Source organism: Salinisphaera sp. (genome assembly GCF_002729955.1).
In the GTDB taxonomy this organism is placed as follows: Bacteria; Pseudomonadota; Gammaproteobacteria; order Nevskiales; family Salinisphaeraceae; genus Salinisphaera.
The window spans coordinates 45599-62174 of record NZ_PBYA01000054.1 but is presented as its reverse complement, the minus strand read 5'-3'; the positions used below and the strand labels follow the sequence as shown (position 1 = coordinate 62174).

Annotated in this window: 15 protein-coding genes; 11 read left to right on the top strand and 4 right to left on the bottom strand. The window is 64.7% G+C overall.

The features are described 5' to 3' along the window. Positions 1–3 precede the first annotated feature (3 nt). From accB to CMN27_RS15220, 8 genes are all read left to right on the top strand, one after another. On the top strand, positions 4–465 hold the full coding sequence (accB, locus tag CMN27_RS15255; RefSeq protein WP_293627833.1) for an acetyl-CoA carboxylase biotin carboxyl carrier protein: 462 nt from the start codon (positions 4–6) through the stop codon (positions 463–465). 10 nt (positions 466–475) lie between these two features. Continuing rightward, positions 476–1831: an acetyl-CoA carboxylase biotin carboxylase subunit gene (accC, locus tag CMN27_RS15250; RefSeq protein WP_293627832.1), complete on the top strand. Its 1356-nt coding sequence runs from the start codon at positions 476–478 to the stop codon at positions 1829–1831. After that, complete coding sequence (prmA, locus tag CMN27_RS15245; protein ID WP_293627831.1) at positions 1824–2717, top strand: 50S ribosomal protein L11 methyltransferase; 894 nt, start codon at positions 1824–1826, stop codon at positions 2715–2717. Before accC ends, prmA begins: the two co-directional genes overlap by 8 nt. Before the next feature lie 82 nt (positions 2718–2799). After that, positions 2800–3057 carry a DNA-binding transcriptional regulator Fis gene (gene fis / locus CMN27_RS15240; RefSeq protein ID WP_293627830.1) on the top strand — a complete coding sequence of 86 codons (258 nt, stop codon included), beginning with the start codon at positions 2800–2802 and terminating at the stop codon, positions 3055–3057. 90 nt (positions 3058–3147) lie between these two features. Beyond that, positions 3148–4740, top strand: a complete 1593-nt coding sequence (gene purH, locus CMN27_RS15235) for a bifunctional phosphoribosylaminoimidazolecarboxamide formyltransferase/IMP cyclohydrolase (RefSeq protein ID WP_293627828.1) — start codon at positions 3148–3150, stop codon at positions 4738–4740. A gap of 274 nt (positions 4741–5014) precedes the next feature. Next, positions 5015–7648, top strand: a complete 2634-nt coding sequence (locus CMN27_RS15230; RefSeq protein ID WP_293627826.1) for a galactose oxidase-like domain-containing protein — start codon at positions 5015–5017, stop codon at positions 7646–7648. Beyond that, entirely contained in the window at positions 7645–8664 is a 1020-nt protein-coding gene (locus CMN27_RS15225; RefSeq protein ID WP_293627824.1) for a hypothetical protein, read from the top strand. Before CMN27_RS15230 ends, CMN27_RS15225 begins: the two co-directional genes overlap by 4 nt. 41 nt (positions 8665–8705) lie before the next feature. Beyond that, entirely contained in the window at positions 8706–9200 is a 495-nt protein-coding gene (locus CMN27_RS15220) for a superoxide dismutase family protein (RefSeq protein ID WP_293627822.1), read from the top strand. Positions 9201–9345: 145 nt separating this feature from the next. Here CMN27_RS15220 and CMN27_RS15215 read toward each other — a convergent pair whose 3' ends face one another. From CMN27_RS15215 to gatC, 4 genes are all read right to left on the bottom strand, one after another. Further along, the gene (locus tag CMN27_RS15215; protein WP_293627820.1) at positions 9346–9762 is read right to left on the bottom strand and encodes a secondary thiamine-phosphate synthase enzyme YjbQ; all 417 of its coding nucleotides are present in this window, start codon (positions 9760–9762) and stop codon (positions 9346–9348) included. Between the two features lie 787 nt (positions 9763–10549). Beyond that, complete coding sequence (gene gatB, locus CMN27_RS15210; RefSeq protein WP_293627818.1) at positions 10550–12001, bottom strand: Asp-tRNA(Asn)/Glu-tRNA(Gln) amidotransferase subunit GatB; 1452 nt, start codon at positions 11999–12001, stop codon at positions 10550–10552. After that, complete coding sequence (gene gatA, locus CMN27_RS15205; protein ID WP_293627816.1) at positions 12001–13464, bottom strand: Asp-tRNA(Asn)/Glu-tRNA(Gln) amidotransferase subunit GatA; 1464 nt, start codon at positions 13462–13464, stop codon at positions 12001–12003. Before gatA ends, gatB begins: the two co-directional genes overlap by 1 nt. Then, positions 13461–13748 (bottom strand): Asp-tRNA(Asn)/Glu-tRNA(Gln) amidotransferase subunit GatC, encoded by a 288-nt coding sequence (gene gatC, locus CMN27_RS15200; protein ID WP_293627814.1) that lies wholly within the window; start codon positions 13746–13748, stop codon positions 13461–13463. The genes gatA and gatC overlap by 4 nt, the downstream gene beginning before the upstream one ends. 251 nt (positions 13749–13999) lie before the next feature. Between gatC and CMN27_RS15195 the strand changes: the two genes are divergently transcribed. The 3 genes from CMN27_RS15195 to mreD all read left to right on the top strand — a co-directional run bounded on the left by CMN27_RS15195 (position 14000) and on the right by mreD (position 16565). Next, positions 14000–15040 (top strand): rod shape-determining protein, encoded by a 1041-nt coding sequence (locus CMN27_RS15195; protein ID WP_006915356.1) that lies wholly within the window; start codon positions 14000–14002, stop codon positions 15038–15040. A gap of 107 nt (positions 15041–15147) precedes the next feature. Further along, the gene (gene mreC / locus CMN27_RS15190) at positions 15148–16083 is read left to right on the top strand and encodes a rod shape-determining protein MreC (protein ID WP_293627811.1); all 936 of its coding nucleotides are present in this window, start codon (positions 15148–15150) and stop codon (positions 16081–16083) included. Continuing rightward, entirely contained in the window at positions 16080–16565 is a 486-nt protein-coding gene (gene mreD, locus CMN27_RS15185; protein ID WP_293627809.1) for a rod shape-determining protein MreD, read from the top strand. Before mreC ends, mreD begins: the two co-directional genes overlap by 4 nt. The last annotated feature ends 11 nt before the right edge of the window (positions 16566–16576 follow it).

Below are 16576 nucleotides of genomic sequence, written 5' to 3'. Positions count from 1 at the left end.
CCAATGGATATCCGCAAACTGAAAAAGCTCATCGAGCTGGTCGAGGATTCGGGCATCGCCGAACTCGAGATCACCGAAGGCGAAGAATCCGTTCGTATCGGCCGCTATCCGGCCCCGGGCAGCGTGCCGGCCGCCCCGCCGCAGCCAGCGGCACCGGCTGCCCCTGCGCCGATCGCGGCAAGCGCTGGCAGCGAAGCCGGCAGCGCCGAGGAAGAAGACGATACGCCGGAAGGCCATATCGTGCGCTCGCCCATGGTGGGCACCTTCTATCGCGCACCGGCGCCGGACGCCAAGCCGTTCGTGGACGTGGGCGACAAGATCGGGCCCACCGATACGCTGTGCATCATCGAAGCCATGAAGATGCTCAACCAGATCGAGGCAGAAGTTTCGGGTGAAGTCAGCGCCGTGCTCGTCGAAAACGGCCAGCCGGTCGAGTTCGATCAGCCGCTGTTCGTCGTCAAGTAAGGGGGCGCCCATGTTAGGCAAAGTCCTCATCGCCAATCGCGGCGAGATCGCGCTGCGTATTCTGCGCGCCTGCCGCGAACTCGACGTGCCCGTGGTCGCGGCCTATTCCACCGCCGACCGCGAACAAAAGCATGTGCTGCTCGCCGAAGAGGCCGTGTGTATCGGCCCGGCAGAAAGTGCCAAGAGCTATCTGAACATGGCCGCGCTCATGAGCACGGCCGAAGTGGCCGGCGCGAGTGCGATTCATCCCGGCTACGGCTTTCTCTCGGAAAACGCGGATTTCGCGGAAAGCGTGGAGCAGTCCGGCTTCACCTTCATCGGCCCGCGGGCGGAAACCATCCGCCTGATGGGCGACAAGACCTCGGCCATTCAGGAAATGCAGGCCGCGGGCGTGCCCTGTGTGCCCGGCTCCGGCGCGCCGCTCACCGCCGACGACGCCGCCAACCGCAAGCTGGCCCAGAAGATCGGCTTTCCGGTGATCATCAAGGCGGCCGGCGGCGGCGGCGGGCGGGGCATGCATGTGGTCTACGAGGCCAAGGCCCTGGCCGGCGCCATCGACATGGCCCGCCGCGAAGCCGCGAGCTTTTTCGGCAACCCGGCCGTCTACATGGAGAAATACCTCGAACTGCCCCGGCATATCGAGGTTCAGGTGCTGGCCGACAACCACGGCAACGCCATCCACCTGGGGGAGCGAGACTGCTCACCCCAGCGCCGCCACCAGAAAGTGGTGGAAGAAGCGCCGGCGCCGGGCATCACCCCCGAAGAGCGAGCCCATATCGGCAAGCTGTGCGTGGATGCCTGCAAGCGCATCGGCTATCGCGGCGCCGGCACGTTCGAATTCCTTTACGAGAACGGCGAGTTCCATTTCATCGAAATGAACACCCGTATTCAGGTCGAGCATCCGGTGACCGAGATGATCACCGGCGTCGACCTGGTCGCCGAGCAGCTGCGTATCGCCGCCGGCCACGAACTGCGTTACAAGCAGGAAGATATCCAGCTTCGCGGGCATGCCATCGAATGTCGTATCAACGCCGAGCATGCCGAAACCTTCGTGCCATCGCCGGGCAAGATCCAGGCCTACCACGCGCCGGGCGGCCCGGGCATTCGCATGGATTCACATATCTATGCCGGCTACAGCATTCCGCCCTATTACGATTCGCTCATCGGCAAGCTCATCGCCCATGGCGATACCCGCGAAGCCGCGGCCGCGCGTCTGGATATGGCGCTCTCAGAGATGGTCGTGGAGGGCATCAACACCAACATCGCCCTGCACAAGCGCATCATCCACGATCCGGCCCATATCGCCGGCGGCGTATCGATCCACTGGCTGGAAAAGAAGCTCAAGGAAGAAAGCGGCCGTGGCTGACGCCCCCGTCGCATGGCTGCAGATCACGGTGGAAACGCCGCGGGCGTCGCTGGCCGAGGCGGTGTTCGAAAGCTTCGATGCCGAGGCGGTGACCGTGCTCGATGCCGGCGACGACATCACCGTGGAAAACACGCCCAACGAACAGCCGGCCTTTGTGGATTCGCGCATTACCGGCCTGTTCACCGACGGCACCCGTGCCGAGCCCATCGAAGCCGCTCTGCGCGAAGCGCTGGGCAACGAGGCAACCATTCGCACGGATCGCCTGGAAAACCAGGACTGGGCCAGCGCCTGGCTGGCCCAGCATCCGCCGATCCGCTTTGGCGAACGGCTGTGGATCGCGCCCCACAACGCCCCGGTCGAGGCCGATGATGAAGCCATCGTCGTGCGCCTGGACCCCGGCCTGGCTTTTGGGACCGGCACCCACCCGACCACGGCCCTGTGCCTGGCGTGGCTGGCCGAGGCCGATCTCGCCGGCAAGCATGTGCTCGACTACGGCTGCGGCTCGGGCATTCTTGCGGTGGCCGCAGCGCGCCTCGGTGCGGCGTCGGTCACGGCCGTGGATATCGACGACCAGGCCGTCCGGGCGACCCAGGAAAACGCCGAACGCAACGGCGTGCTCGAGCGTATCCATACCCCGGCGCTCGATGGCATCGGCGAACGCTGCTTCGATATCGTGCTGGCGAACATTCTGGCCAAGCCCCTGATCGCCCTCGCCCCCACGCTGACCGCCCATGCCGCACCCGGTGCGCCGCTGGTGCTGTCGGGACTGCTCACGCGCCAGATCGAGGATGTGAAGAACGCTTACGATCGCGCATTCGAGTTCGCCGAGCCGGCCGTGGAAGAGGACTGGGTGCGCCTGAACGGCTGGCGCCACGGGGCTGGATAACGAATAGCCGAAAGTCGTCTTTCTCTGGGCGGGAAATGCCGTTATAGTTTTGCGCCTTGTCCCGCCAGTGCGCCCGTTTCGAATGCCGAAGACCGACTCCGACGCTGCCAAGCCGCTCAGTCATTATGTCGGCGCCAGTCTCGATCGTTATTTCGAATCGCTCAACGGCTGCGCACCGCCGCGCGACCTGTACCAGATGGTGCTCGAACAGGTCGAAAAGCCGCTGCTCGAGCGCGTGCTCGACTACAGCCAGGGCAACCAGTCGCGGGCCGCGGAAATGCTGGGCATCAACCGCGGCACCCTGCGCAAGAAGCTGCGCAACTACGCCCTCGACCGCTAGACCGTCGCATCACGGCAAGAACGCTACCACCCGCATTGCGGGTGTTTTTATTTGAACCCAATACAAACCGTCTCACGGACAAAGGCTATCGTGACCGCAACCGAACACGCCCCCATCCGCCGCGCCCTGATCAGCGTTTCCGACAAGACCGGCGTGGCCGCCTTTGCCAAGGCGCTGGCCGATGAGCACGGTGTCGAAATCCTTTCGACCGGCGGTACCGCCCGCGTGCTGCGCGAAGCCGGCGTTGAGGTGGTCGATGTAGCCGCCCACACCGGCGCGCCGGAGATCATGGACGGGCGCGTGAAGACGCTGCACCCCAAGATCCATGGCGGCATTCTCGGCCGGCGCGGTCAGGACGACGAGGTGATGGCCGAACAGGGCATCGCGCCCATCGACCTGGTGGTGGTCAATCTCTACCCCTTCGAACAGACCGTGGCCGACCCGAACTGCCCGCGCGATCAGGCCATCGAGACGATCGATATCGGCGGCCCGGCCATGCTGCGTGCCGCGGCCAAGAACCACGCCTTCGTGACCCTGGTCGTGGATGCTGCGGACTACGACGCCGTACTGGATGATCTGAGTGCCCATGGCGGCACCCGGACCGCCACCCGCCGTCGTCTGGCTGCCAAGGGCTTCAACCATACCGCCGGCTACGACCGAGCCATCGCCGACTATCTGCAGGGCGACGAGAGCACGCCCGACAGCGAAGCCGAAGACGTGCTGCCGGCCCGCTTCGCGGCGACCTATACCAAGCGCCAGGATCTGCGCTACGGCGAGAACCCGCACCAGCGGGCGGCCCTCTACGCCGCCTCCAACCCGGTGGCCGCGAGCCTGGTGGATGCCCGCGTGTGCCAGGGCAAGGCGCTGTCCTACAACAACCTGGCTGATTCCGACGCGGCTCTGGCCTGCGTACGCGCCTTCGACCAGGCCCCGGCCTGCGTGATCGTCAAGCACGCCAACCCCTGTGGTGTAGCCGTCGGTCCCGACCTGAAGACCGCCTACGAGCGCGCCTTCGCCACCGACCCCACCTCGGCCTTTGGCGGCATCATCGCCTTCAACGAGGCCCTGGATGTAGACACGGCGAACCAGATTCTGGCCAACCAGTTCGCGGAAGTGATCATCGCCCCGCGTATCGACGACGCCGCGCTGGAGGCCTTCTCCAAGAAGAAGAATCTGCGCGTGATCGCCACCGGCGACTTCAAGGCCGGCGACACGCCGAAGCTGGCCATGCGCCAGATCGCCGGCGGGCTGCTGGTACAGGACGCCGATGCCCTGCTGTTCGACCGCGACAAGCTCGATGTGGTCACAAAGGCCCAGCCCGACGGCACCCAGCTACAGGACTTGCTGTTTGCCTGGCGAGTGGCCAAGTACGTGAAATCCAACGCCATCGTCTACGCCCGCGACGGGCGCACGATCGGCGTGGGCGCGGGGCAGATGAGCCGTGTGGATTCAGCCCGTATCGCCGGCATCAAGGCCCGCGATGCGGGGCTGGAAGTGGCCGGGTCGGTGATGGCATCGGATGCCTTCTTCCCCTTCCGCGACGGCCTGGACGCCGCCGCCGAAGCCGGCGTGAAGGCCGTGATCCAGCCCGGCGGCTCGATTCGCGACGACGAAGTGATCGCCGCCGCCGATGAAGCCGGCATTGCCATGGTCTTTACCGGCATTCGCCACTTTCATCACTAGGGCCGCTGCGGGCCGGGCGCAACCCCCGGCCCGACTGCGCTGGATCGAGCCGATCGGGCGCTAGAAACGTCTCTGGGTAATTTTTCCCAAAAATTTGACGACTGGCTAACCCCCTGTAGTCAAAGCCTTGTGCCGCGACAGACGGCTTTCCGACGCGAATTTCGTGTTTGCGCCAATTAATTGGCGCGTGCTAACGGTTGCTTCCGACCGATCACAAATAAAACGACTCGGGCAAAACGACAAAAATGCCTCGAAGTTGTCGGAGGAGAACCCGATGCGCACGACCCTGTCTGCGGCGACGACGGCCGCCCTGGCTTTCTGTTTGTCATCCAGCCCGGCGCTGGCTGCCCTCGACGACGGCGTATTGGGCAAACTGCTCAATGCCGGTAAGCCGGATACGCCCGCACAGAGCGACTCCACCGATACGGCTTCGGCATCCGCGGACACTGCGTCTACGGCCAGACCCGCCGCCGCGCCACGCGGCGCCGAGGCGAACAACCTGCCGCCGCAGATCGGCGGTCGTTTCAGCGAACCCTTTGCCGAACCCACCCTCGTGGTCGACGGTAAAACGGTGGAAACCGACGAACGCTGCCTGACGCGCGAGGACGGCACGCTGAGCTGCAAGCCGGCGGCCGGCACGGTGGCCAATCTCGGCGACGGCCGCTTCGTCTATCTCAATGCCCTGGAAGGCACCGAGAACGTGGAGCTGTCGATCGTGGCCGAGTTCGGCGAGGTCACCGTCAACGATCAGTCGCGGGTACTCAGCCTGGGCGAAGGCGACACGCCGTCGTGGAAAAAACCCTCCCCGATCGACGGCGGCGCCAACCCGAAGGGCAACGACAGCGAAACCATCGCGCGCGGCCTGCCGGGTGTGCCCGACGGCATTCTGTCCACCGCCGACAACACCGCCAAGAACGACGGCGCCCTGTTCTGCGCGGACGTGGTATTCCTTGCCGATGGCAGCATGATGGCGGTAGGCGGGACCGACTACTACACCGAGCCCGGCGTGGACGGCCTGCCGGTGGGCGTGGTCGAACTCGAAGGGCTCAAGTCCTCGCGTATCTTCGACCCGCAAAGCAATACGTGGACGCAAAGCGGCGACATGACGTTCGGGCGCTGGTACCCCACCCTCGTGACCCTCGCCGACGGTGACGTGTTCGTGGCCAGCGGTGTCACCAAGCTGCTCAAGCCGGTGTACCCGGAACAGCCGTTGAACTCGGGGCGCAACGTCACGCAAACCGAAACCTACGACCTGGATACCGGGCGCTGGAGCGAGAACGGCGACGCCGCACAGCGCTCGCTGCCGCTGTTCCCGCGCCTGCACCTGCTGCCGAACGGCCAGGTCTATTACAACGCCGGCGGCCAGGCATTCAATCCGTTCGGCCAGGCCTACGATCAGGCACTTTGGAATATCGTGGCCGCCTACGATCCGGACACCCAGCAATGGACCGATCTGGGCTATGCCGGGCTGCCGCTCAAGTTCAATGAGATCGGACTCAAGGAACTGACCAGCACCCTCAACCCGACCAATCTGAACGGCAAACAGGTCACCAGCCTGCTTGGCGATCTGGTGGGCACGACCGTCAGCAATCCCGCGGCCGCAATCGAGCAACTGGCCGATACGCCGGTCGACGCCCGCACGCTGGAACGTACGATCGGCTCCGGCATGCGCGGTTCGACCTTCTCGGCCATGCTCCCGCTGCGCCCGGACGAAAACGGCGGCTACCACGAAGCCGAGTTCCTGACCGCCGGCGGTGTACCCACCTATGTCACCGTGGGCAGCCCCGGCGGCTACCTGCCGGTGTCGTCCTCGCGTATCGATACGGTCGAGGTCAACGGCGACGACATGCGCTATTCCTCGCGACTGACCGGACCGCTGAGCCGGCCGCGCTGGTACAGCTATTCCGTGATCATGCCTGACGACAGCGTCATGATCTTCTCCGGCGGCGATCGGGACGGCGTGGTGGTCCCCGGGGCGGAAGGCGCGATCCGCGAAGCCGAACGCTTCGATCCGCAGACCGAAACCTGGCAGGTGATGACGCGAGCGCATCGCAAGCGTACCTACCACAACACGGCGTTGCTGATGCCCGACGGGCGCGTGCTCGTCGGCGGCCATTCGCCGATCAACACGGCCTACGCATCGAACATCAACCTCGACAGTATCGGCCTGGCCAACTACGAAAGCCGCGACCCCTCCTTCGAGATCTATACCCCGCCCTACGCCATGCGCAGCGACCGGCCCGTGATCGAGAACGCGCCCGCCGACCTCGAAACCAACGGCGACACCTTCACCATGACGGTGAGCAACCTGGCCGTGGATCAGGTCATGCTCATTCGCCGTACGGCCACCACGCACCTGGTCGACGGCGATCAACGCGCGGTGGTGCTGCCGATCGTTTCGCGTAGTGGCAACGCGCTCACCGTACAGATGACGGCCAATCCGGCGGTACTGCCCGCGGGCCAGTACATGCTGTTCGCCAGCTTCGAAGCCGCCGACGGCAAACGCGTACCGTCGGTGTCGACGCCGGTGGGCGTGGCCCCGAACCCGGCCGGTCAGGGTGAGATCAATCAGCCCGAACCGGCGACCCCGGTTGCCGACGGCGATGACAGCGAAGGGCTGGTCGGCGGCCTGTTAGCCGGCGACGGCCTGCTGGGCAGCGGCCAGGCCGCAGACGACGTCTCGCCGATCATGCCGATCACCGATCTGCTGTCGGGCGTGACCAGCATCATTCCGGCACCGGGCGAGTTGATCGAGGGCGCGCCCGCGGTGGGAGAGGAACTCACCCAGGCCGGCAAGCGCGCCGCGGGTGTGGGCGTCGATACCGCCACGAGCCTGCCCGAAGCCGGAAAGGGCCTTGCCGAGGATCTCGGCGAAAGCGCCGGCAACAACGAGGCAGACGGCGAATGATGCGCCGTCTATCCATACGCCGGCTCGTTGCCACGAGCCGGCACTTTACCCTCCTGATACTTCTGGGCGCGAGCGCGCTGGCCCACGGCCATGCCGGGCATTCCGGCAACGAAGACGACGCCACCGTGCGTGCCGTGCTCGACCCGCTGCCGGCCGAGCTCGAGGGCGTACGGGTACAGCTGCGTCGTACCCTCGCCCCGCAGCTGCTCGTGGCCAATCCGGGTGAGCGGCCGCTGACGATATTGGATGACAACGGGCGTGCGTTTCTGCGCATCGGCGGCGGCGTTGTCGAAGCCGACCTGGGCGCCGCGGCGTTTCACCGCAGCAATACGCTCATGGCGCCGGGCACCTTCTCTGCCGATGCCTCCCGGGCACCGAACTGGCAGGAGGTCGAACCGGCCGCGAACTGGGGCTGGTTCGATCTGCGTCTGCGCACCGACACCGTCGCCGTAGCGGACACCGTTCGCCGGGAAGGCAAGAGCGCCGACGTCGGCGAATGGCGCATCCCCGTGCAATATGGCGATACACGCAGCGCCATCAGCGGCCGTTTTCAGTTCGTGCCCGAACCCACCGGCATTCCGGAGGCCCGTGTGACGAACGCATTGGCCTCGAACGTTGTGGTGCGCGCCATGAACGGCAGCGCGCGTGCCGGGCTGTTCCTGTCCTATGCCGGCGACGCGGCGCTGGTGGTGCACGGCGCCGACGCCGAGCCCATGCTGCGCTTCGACGAGCGCGGCGTGGCGGTGAACCGGCATAGCACGACCTGGCAGCAGGCCGCGCCTGCCGGCGCGCCCGGCTACGAGGCGGGCAATGGCGTGAGTTGGGCCGAGGTTTCGAGCCAGCCACGCTATGGCTGGGTCGATCCTCGTATCGGCCACCTCGGTGAGGTCGAGTCCGATGACAATGACAACGTGATCAAGCGCTGGTCGATCCCGGTGACGATAGGCGAACGCGAGGATGCGATCGAAGGCGTCACCGAATGGAAGCCGGTGGCGCCGATCGCCCGAGCGCCGTGAACGCCGGGCGCCTCGCCATCGCGGCATCACTGGCACTGACAATGAGCGCGGTCGCAGATGCCGGCGCCAAGACAGTCGAAGTGCATCGCCTCAGCCACGATGGGCCGAGCGCATTCGTCGGCGTCGTAACGTTCTCCGACACTGAACACGGGCTGCTGGTAACGCCCGATCTTCACGATCTCGAAGCGGCCAGCTTGCACGGCGCCCATATTCATACCCATGCCGACTGCGGCCCCGCATCGAAACGCGGGGACATGACGATGGGGGCGGCTGCAGGCGGCCATTACGACCCATACGATACCGGCCGGCATGGCGGCCCCTACGGTCAGGGTCATCTCGGCGATCTGCCCAATCTCGCGGTCGAGCCCGGCGGTTCGGCGACCATTCCGGTTCTGGCGCCACGCCTGCGCGTCGCCGATCTCGCCGGGCGCTCGATCATGATCCACGCCGGCGCCGACCGCTACCAGCACCACGCGGCGTCGAACCACGCCCACGGCAAGGGCGGCGCACGCATGTACTGTGGCGTGATCGAATAGACGCGGGGCCGTTGCGTTACTGCCTGAGCTGGGGAACCGCTCGCGGGCGCAGCGACCTACAAGTCGAAGATAGTCAGGCCGGTAAGTGGTTCTCGCGGCGAGCCGTAGCCGACACGGCCGGCTGCTTGCGCCTGGCGCTCGCGCTCTACCCTGCCGCCGGCAGCAGCGTCACCACCACCTCGCGGTTATGCGGCGCGCTGCGGTGCTCGTAGAGATAAATGCCCTGCCAGGTGCCCAGGTTGAGCGCGCCGTCGGTGATCGGCACGGTCAGATCCATGCCGGTCAGAATGCTGCGAATATGGCCGGGCATGTCGTCGGGGCCTTCCATGTCGTGCACGAACATGGGGTCGCCATCGGTCACGGCCTTGGCCATCCAGCGTTCCACGTCTTCGCGCACATCCGGATCGGCGTTTTCGCAGATCATCAGTGACGCCGACGTGTGCCGAATGAATACATGGCATACGCCGGTCGCCACGCCCGCCTCGCGTACCACCGCGTTGACGTCTTCGGTGATATCCCGTGTCGAACGGCCGGGCGTCTGGAATGAAAGCGTGCGTTGCATGCGTTTAATCGTGGCGCCTTTCACCGGGATTACAAGGGCGTTGCACATGGGGCATCTTTTGTCCGCAGATCGACGAGACAACCACGTTCCGCAGCAATACGAGCAACGCAGGAAATCTACGGCCGCGGAATATTGTCCGCAGATCTACACAGATCTACATAGATAAAGACGGTTTATCGCGCGAAAAGTGATCGCGCCTTCTGTCATACGGAAGAATAGCGCCCGCTTCATGAAACAAACCGCAGACTTCGCGAATTACGCGGATTCCCTCAAGTGCGCCAAGCTAACGGTCCAAACACGCCAAAAGCATGTGATTACTTGTATCTGCGTTGCTCTGCGGACAAACAACCCAGGCGACCGACGAGACAAACACTTCCCGCAGCAATGCAAGCAACGCACGACAACTGCTGCCGCGGAATACTGTCCGCAGATCGACGCAGATCTACACAGATGAAGACGGTTGATCACGCGCGACAGGCTATCGCGCCTTCAGGCACCGGACAGAACGGCGTCGGTGTTCCCCGAAGACAATCCGCAGACTAAGCGAATTACGCAGATTGAAAGACAAGGCCATCGAGTGGTCGGGTGTACCTGGCAATCCGATCCAACCTTTGATTTTTTCTGCGTCGATCTGCGTTGATCTGCGGACAAACAAGCAAACCGACCGTAGTGCGAACCCACAGACGAACATAGCCGGTGGTTCCTCGCGCCCCGCAAGACGACCCTCTTCCCGACAAGCGGGAAAGCCAGCCTGCGAAATCTGCGGCCGACAAACCGGCCGGCCGCGCTATTCGGCGAGCTTCGCCGCCATCATCTGATTGACTTCTTTCGGGTTCGCCTTGCCTTTCGAGGCTTTCATGACCTGGCCGACGAGAAAGCCGATGACCTTGGTCTTGCCTTCGCGGTACTGTTCGACCTGATCCGGGTTGTCGGCGATGACTTGATCCACGAACCCTTCGATTTCGCCGCTGTCGGTGATCTGTTTCAGGCCCTTGGCTTCGATGATCGCGTCGGCGGACTCGCCTTCGCCCTTGAACAGGGCTTCGAACACGTCCTTGCCGATCTTGCCGGAGATGGTGTTATCCGCCACGCGGGCAATCAGGCCGCCAAGCTGCTCGGCGCTGACCGGCGACTGGGCGATCGTCAGCCCTTCGCGATTCAACGCGCCGGAGAGATCACCCATGATCCAGTTCGCGGCCGGCTTGCCATGGGTGGCGGCGTCGCCACCGACCGCGGCCACCGTGGCCTCGAAATAGTTCGCCAGGGCGCGCGAATTGGTCAGTGCCGCGGCGTCTTCGCGACCCAGGGCGTATTCGGCCATGAAACGCTCGCGCTTGGCGTCCGGCAACTCCGGCAGATCGGCGCGCGCGGCTGCGACGAACTCTTCGTCGATGACCACGGGCAGCAGATCCGGGTCCGGGAAGTAGCGATAATCGTGGGCTTCTTCCTTGCTGCGCATGGAGCGGGTTTCGTCGGCGTCCGGATCGTAGAGCCGGGTTTCCTGCACGATGGTGCCGCCCGATTCGAGCACGTCGATCTGGCGCTCGACCTCGAACTCGATCGCCTTTTCCAGAAAACGGAAGGAGTTCACGTTCTTGGTTTCGGTACGGGTACCGAACTCCGTCGAGCCGCCCGGGCGTACCGAGACGTTGGCGTCCACGCGGAAGGAGCCTTCCTGCATGTTGCCGTCGCAGATACCCAGATACTGAACCAGCGCATGCAGTTTGCGGGCATAGGCCACCGCCTCGGCCGCGCTGCGCATATCCGGCTCGGAGACACATTCGACCAGCGGCGTGCCGGCCCGGTTGAGATCGATGCCGGTATCGCGATCAAACGCTTCGTGCAGTGACTTGCCGGCGTCTTCCTCAAGATGCGCCCGGGTGATGCCCACCCGTTTTTCGGTGCCATCCGGCAACACGATATCCAGGTGACCATCGGCCACGATCGGCAGCTCGAACTGGCTGATCTGATAGCCCTTGGGTAGATCCGGATAGAAATAATGCTTGCGCGCGAACACCGATTTCGGCGCGATATCCGCATCGATGGCCAGGCCGAACAGCGTGGCCATACGAATGACCTGGCCGTTGATCACCGGCAGCACCCCGGGCAGCGCGATATCCACCGCACTGGCCTGGGTGTTCGGCTCGGCCCCGTAGGCGGTCGGCGCCGTGGAGAAGATCTTGCTCTGCGTTGCGAGCTGGATATGCACTTCCAGCCCGATGACGGTTTCCCAGGCCATTATTCGAACCCTGCCGGACGCTTGCTGTGCCAATCGGTGGACTGCTGATAGGCATGCGCGGCCCCCAGCAGACGGCTTTCCTCGAACCACGGTGCGAGCAGCTGCAGGCCGACGGGCAGACCGTCGACAAAGCCGGCCGGCACCGACATGCCCGGCAGGCCGGCCAGACTCGCCGGCAGCGTGTAGACGTCGTTGAGATACATCGATACCGGGTCGTCGAGCTTTTCGCCCAGTTTGAAGGCCGGCGCCTGGGTGACCGGCGCAGCAATCAGATCCACCTTGTCGAAGGCATCGCTGAAGTCGCGGGCGATCAGGCGGCGGGTCTTCTGCGCCTTGAGATAGTAGGCATCGTAATAGCCGGCCGACAGCACATAGGCGCCCACCATGATGCGCCGCTGCACTTCGCGGCCGAAGCCCTCGCCGCGCGAGCGGGTATACAGGTCTTCCAGGTCCACCGGGTTGTCGCAGCGATAGCCATAGCGCACGCCGTCGAACCGAGCCAGGTTGGAGGAGGCCTCGGCCGGTGCCAGCACGTAATAGGTCGATACCGCCAGATCGGTATGCGGCAGCGTGATCTCGACGATCTCGGCACCGCGCGCCTCGAATTCGGCGATCGCGGCGTTAATGACCTGGCGGCTGGCGTCGTCCAGCCCTTCGGCGAAGTATTCCTTCGGCAGGCCGACCTTCATGCCCTTCAGGAAATCATCGCCCTGGGCGTCAAGCGCCGCGCTGTAGTCGGGCACCGCGCGTTCGACGCTGGTGGAATCGCGCTCGTCGAAGCCGGCCATGGCCTGTAGAACCGCGGCACAGTCCTCGGCCGAGCGGGCAAAACAGCCGCCCTGGTCCAGGCTCGATGCAAAGGCGATCATGCCGTAGCGCGATACACGCCCGTAGGTCGGTTTGATACCGGTCACGCCGCAGAAGGCGGCCGGCTGGCGGATCGAGCCGCCGGTATCGCTGCCCGTGGCCGCGGGAACCAGGCCGGCGGCCACCGCCGCGGCCGAGCCGCCCGAGGAGCCGCCCGGCACGTAGTCGGTGTGCCAGGGGTTGCGTACCGCGCCGTAGAAGCTCGTTTCGTTGGACGAACCCATGGCGAATTCGTCCATGTTCGTCTTGCCGAGCGACACCGTACCCGCCGCCGCCAGGCGCTCGACCACGGTCGCATCATAAGGTGCAACGAAGTTGTCGAGCATGCGCGAGCCACAGCTGGTGCGTACGCCGCGGGTGCAGAAGATATCCTTGTGCGCGATGGGCACCCCGGCCAGCGGCGTGCCGGCGTCGGTGCCGGCATCGATGGCCGCGGCGCGTTCGCGCGCGGTCGACTCGCTGTGGCTGATCAACGTATTGAGCCGCTCGTCATGGGCGGCAATGCGCTTGAGAAAGTGGTCGGTCAATTCGACGGCGCTGAGCTTTTTCGCCGCCAGATCGCCCGCCAGCTGGCGGATACTGCGCTCGTCGCTCATTCGATCACCTTCGGCACGAGATAGACGCCTTCGGCCACCGCGGGCGCAATGGCCTGAAAATCCTCGCGCGATTGCACCGCCACCGCCTCGTCGGCGCGCAGCCGCGCGGCCAGATCCAGCGGATGGGCCATGGGCTCCACATCGGTGGTATCGGCCTGTTCCAGGCTTGCCACGACGTCGAGGATGTTCGACAACTCGCCGGCATATTCGGCGATCTGGTCGTCATCGAGGCCCAGGCGGGCCAGACGCGCCACATTCCGAACCTGCTCTTCGCTCAGACTCACAGTAATTCTTCCAACCAGTACAGGGGGCGTAAAAACACAGCGCAGCGCCGCCGCGCGCGGCTAAAACTAGCATAAGTGCCATGGCGGCCGTCGTCAGCGTTGCCGTTACGCAAGCCCGTTGCTAGCATTGCGCTCCTGAAGAACCTCTGACCTATTCACGGGTTCGCTTGTGCGCCGCCATGCAACTTCGCGGCGCCCGCCGCGCGTGCCGATCACGCGCTTTTTTGTACTTGCCCTCGGGTGTGCTCTACATGTTCGACAATTTTCGCGGCCTGTTCCTCAACGATCTCTCGATTGATCTGGGTACAGCCAACACGCTGATTTATGCGCGCGATCAGGGCATCGTGCTCAACGAGCCGTCGGTTGTCGCGGTGCGCATGGACGCGCGCGGCGGCAAGCGTATCGAGGCGGTCGGCCACGACGCCAAGCGCATGCTCGGGCGCACACCCAACCACATCACCACCATCCGTCCGCTCAAGGACGGGGTGATCGCCGACTTCACCGTCACGGAGAAGATGCTCCAGCACTTCATCCGCAAGGTGCACAAGAAGCGCATGCTGCGTCCGATGACGCGCGTTCTGGTCTGTGTGCCCTATGGCTCGACCCAGGTGGAACGCCGTGCGATCCGCGAATCGGCCTCCAACGCCGGCGCGCGCCGCGTGTATCTGGTGGAAGAGCCCGTGGCAGCGGCCATCGGCGCCGGTATCCCCATCGGCGAGGCACGCGGCTCGATGGTTCTGGATATCGGCGGCGGTACCTCGGAAGTCGCGGTGATTTCGCTCAACGGCATCGTCTATGCCGAGTCGGTACGCACCGGCGGCGACAAGTTCGACGAAGCGATCGTCAACTACGTGCGGCGCCAGTACAACATGCTCATCGGCGAATCCACCGCCGAATCGATCAAGCAGCAGATCGGCACCGCCTTCCCCGGCCACGAGGTCAAGGAAATCGAGGTCGTGGGCCGGCATCTGTCGGCGGGTGTGCCGCGTGCCTTCACCCTCAATTCCAACGAAGTGCTGGATGCGCTGCAGGAACCGCTGTCCAACATCACCAGCGCCGTGAAGCTGGCGCTGGAGTCCACCCCGCCGGAGCTGGGCTCGGACGTGGCCGAGCGCGGAATCGTGCTTACCGGCGGCGGCGCGCTGCTGGCCGACCTGGACAAACTGATCTCCGAAGAAACCGGCCTGCCGGTGATCGTGGCCGACGATCCGCTGACCTGCGTAGCCCGTGGTGGCGGCATTCTCCTGGAAATGATCGACCGCAAGACCGGCCAGCTGCTCGCGCTGGAGTAAGACCGCGGTCTGTCGCCTTCGCAACTGCATGAAAGTTGCGAAGGTCCGTGCGCCGGCCTAATCTGGCGCGATAATTACGGTTTATTCCACGGTTTCAGGGGCGTTGAGTGCGCGGACTCGCCGAGGACGACAAATCATCGCTGCTGGGACGACGCATCACGCCGGGCCTTCGGATCGTCGCGATCGTGGTTATATCGATTATCCTGATGATGGTCGATCACGCGAGCACTTCGCTCAAGCCGATCCGCAGCACGCTGGCGGTCGCGACCCAGCCCATTCAGATGATCGCCGAACTGCCGGGCGAGATGGCCCACTACATGGGCCGCTATTTCGATCGCGGCCAGCTCATTGCCGACAACGAAGCGCTTGAACAGAAAGTGCTTTTGCTTCAGGCACGCCTGCAGCGCCTGGCATCCCTGCAGGCAGAAAACGAGCGTATTCGTGCCCTGCTCGCCTCGGCCAGTTCGCTCGACCAGAACGTGCTGATCGCGCGCATCCTGTCGGTGAGCCCCGACCCGTATCGCCACTACATCAAGCTCAACAAGGGTTCCACCGACGGCGTGTTCGTTGGCCAGGCACTGGTCGACGCCAACGGCATCATGGGCCAGGTCACCGACGTCACGCCCATGGGTTCGCGCGCGATCCTGATTACCGATGCCAATCACGGCATTCCGGTCGAGATCAACCGTACCGGCCTGCAGACGATTGCCCAGGGCAGCGGAAAGTCGAACGAGCTGCGGCTGCCTTTTCTGGCCAACAATTCCGATATTCAGGTGGGCGATCTGCTGGTGACGTCGGGCCTGGGCGGGCGCTATCCCGCCGGCTACCCGGTGGCCGAGGTCACCAGCGTGGTCCACCAGCCGGGCGACGAGTTTCTGGAAGTGGTGGCCAGCCCCACGGCCCACCTCAATCGCGGCCGGGAAGTGCTGCTGGTGTGGACCGATAACACGAGCGACCCGGTTGCCGAGGCTCAGGCCGAGAGTGCCGGCCCGGCCAATGGCGATGCGAACGGCAATGCGAACGGCGACACCCCGGCTCCATGATTACCGAGCGCCGCGTCAGCGGCCTGCTTATTCTGGCTACGCTGGGCGGCGCGCTGTTTCTGGCGATTCTGCCGCTGCCCGACGCGCTGTCGGCGATCCGCCCGGCCATGTACCCGGCGACCGTGCTGTTCTGGGTCTTGATGCAGCCGGGGCGGTTTGGCCTGCTCGCAGCCTGGGCCTGTGGCGTTCTGATCGACGTGATCTACGGCACGCCGCTGGGCGAACACGGGCTTGCGCTCGCCGTGGCAGGCTATGCCGTCATCCGCATGCGCGAGCTGCTGTGGAGTTTTCCGATCTGGCAGCAGAGCGTGCTGTTGTTGCCGGTGTTCTTACTCTATGAGTTCGTGCTGTTCTGGATCGATGGCGTGACCGGGGCCGAAGTCAATCAGTGGTGGCGCTGGCTGCCGGTGGCAACGACCACGCTCGTCTGGCCGGTGTGGGCATCGCTGCTGGAACGCATCGCCGAATTAGAGGTCGGATAGGCGAGGGAATT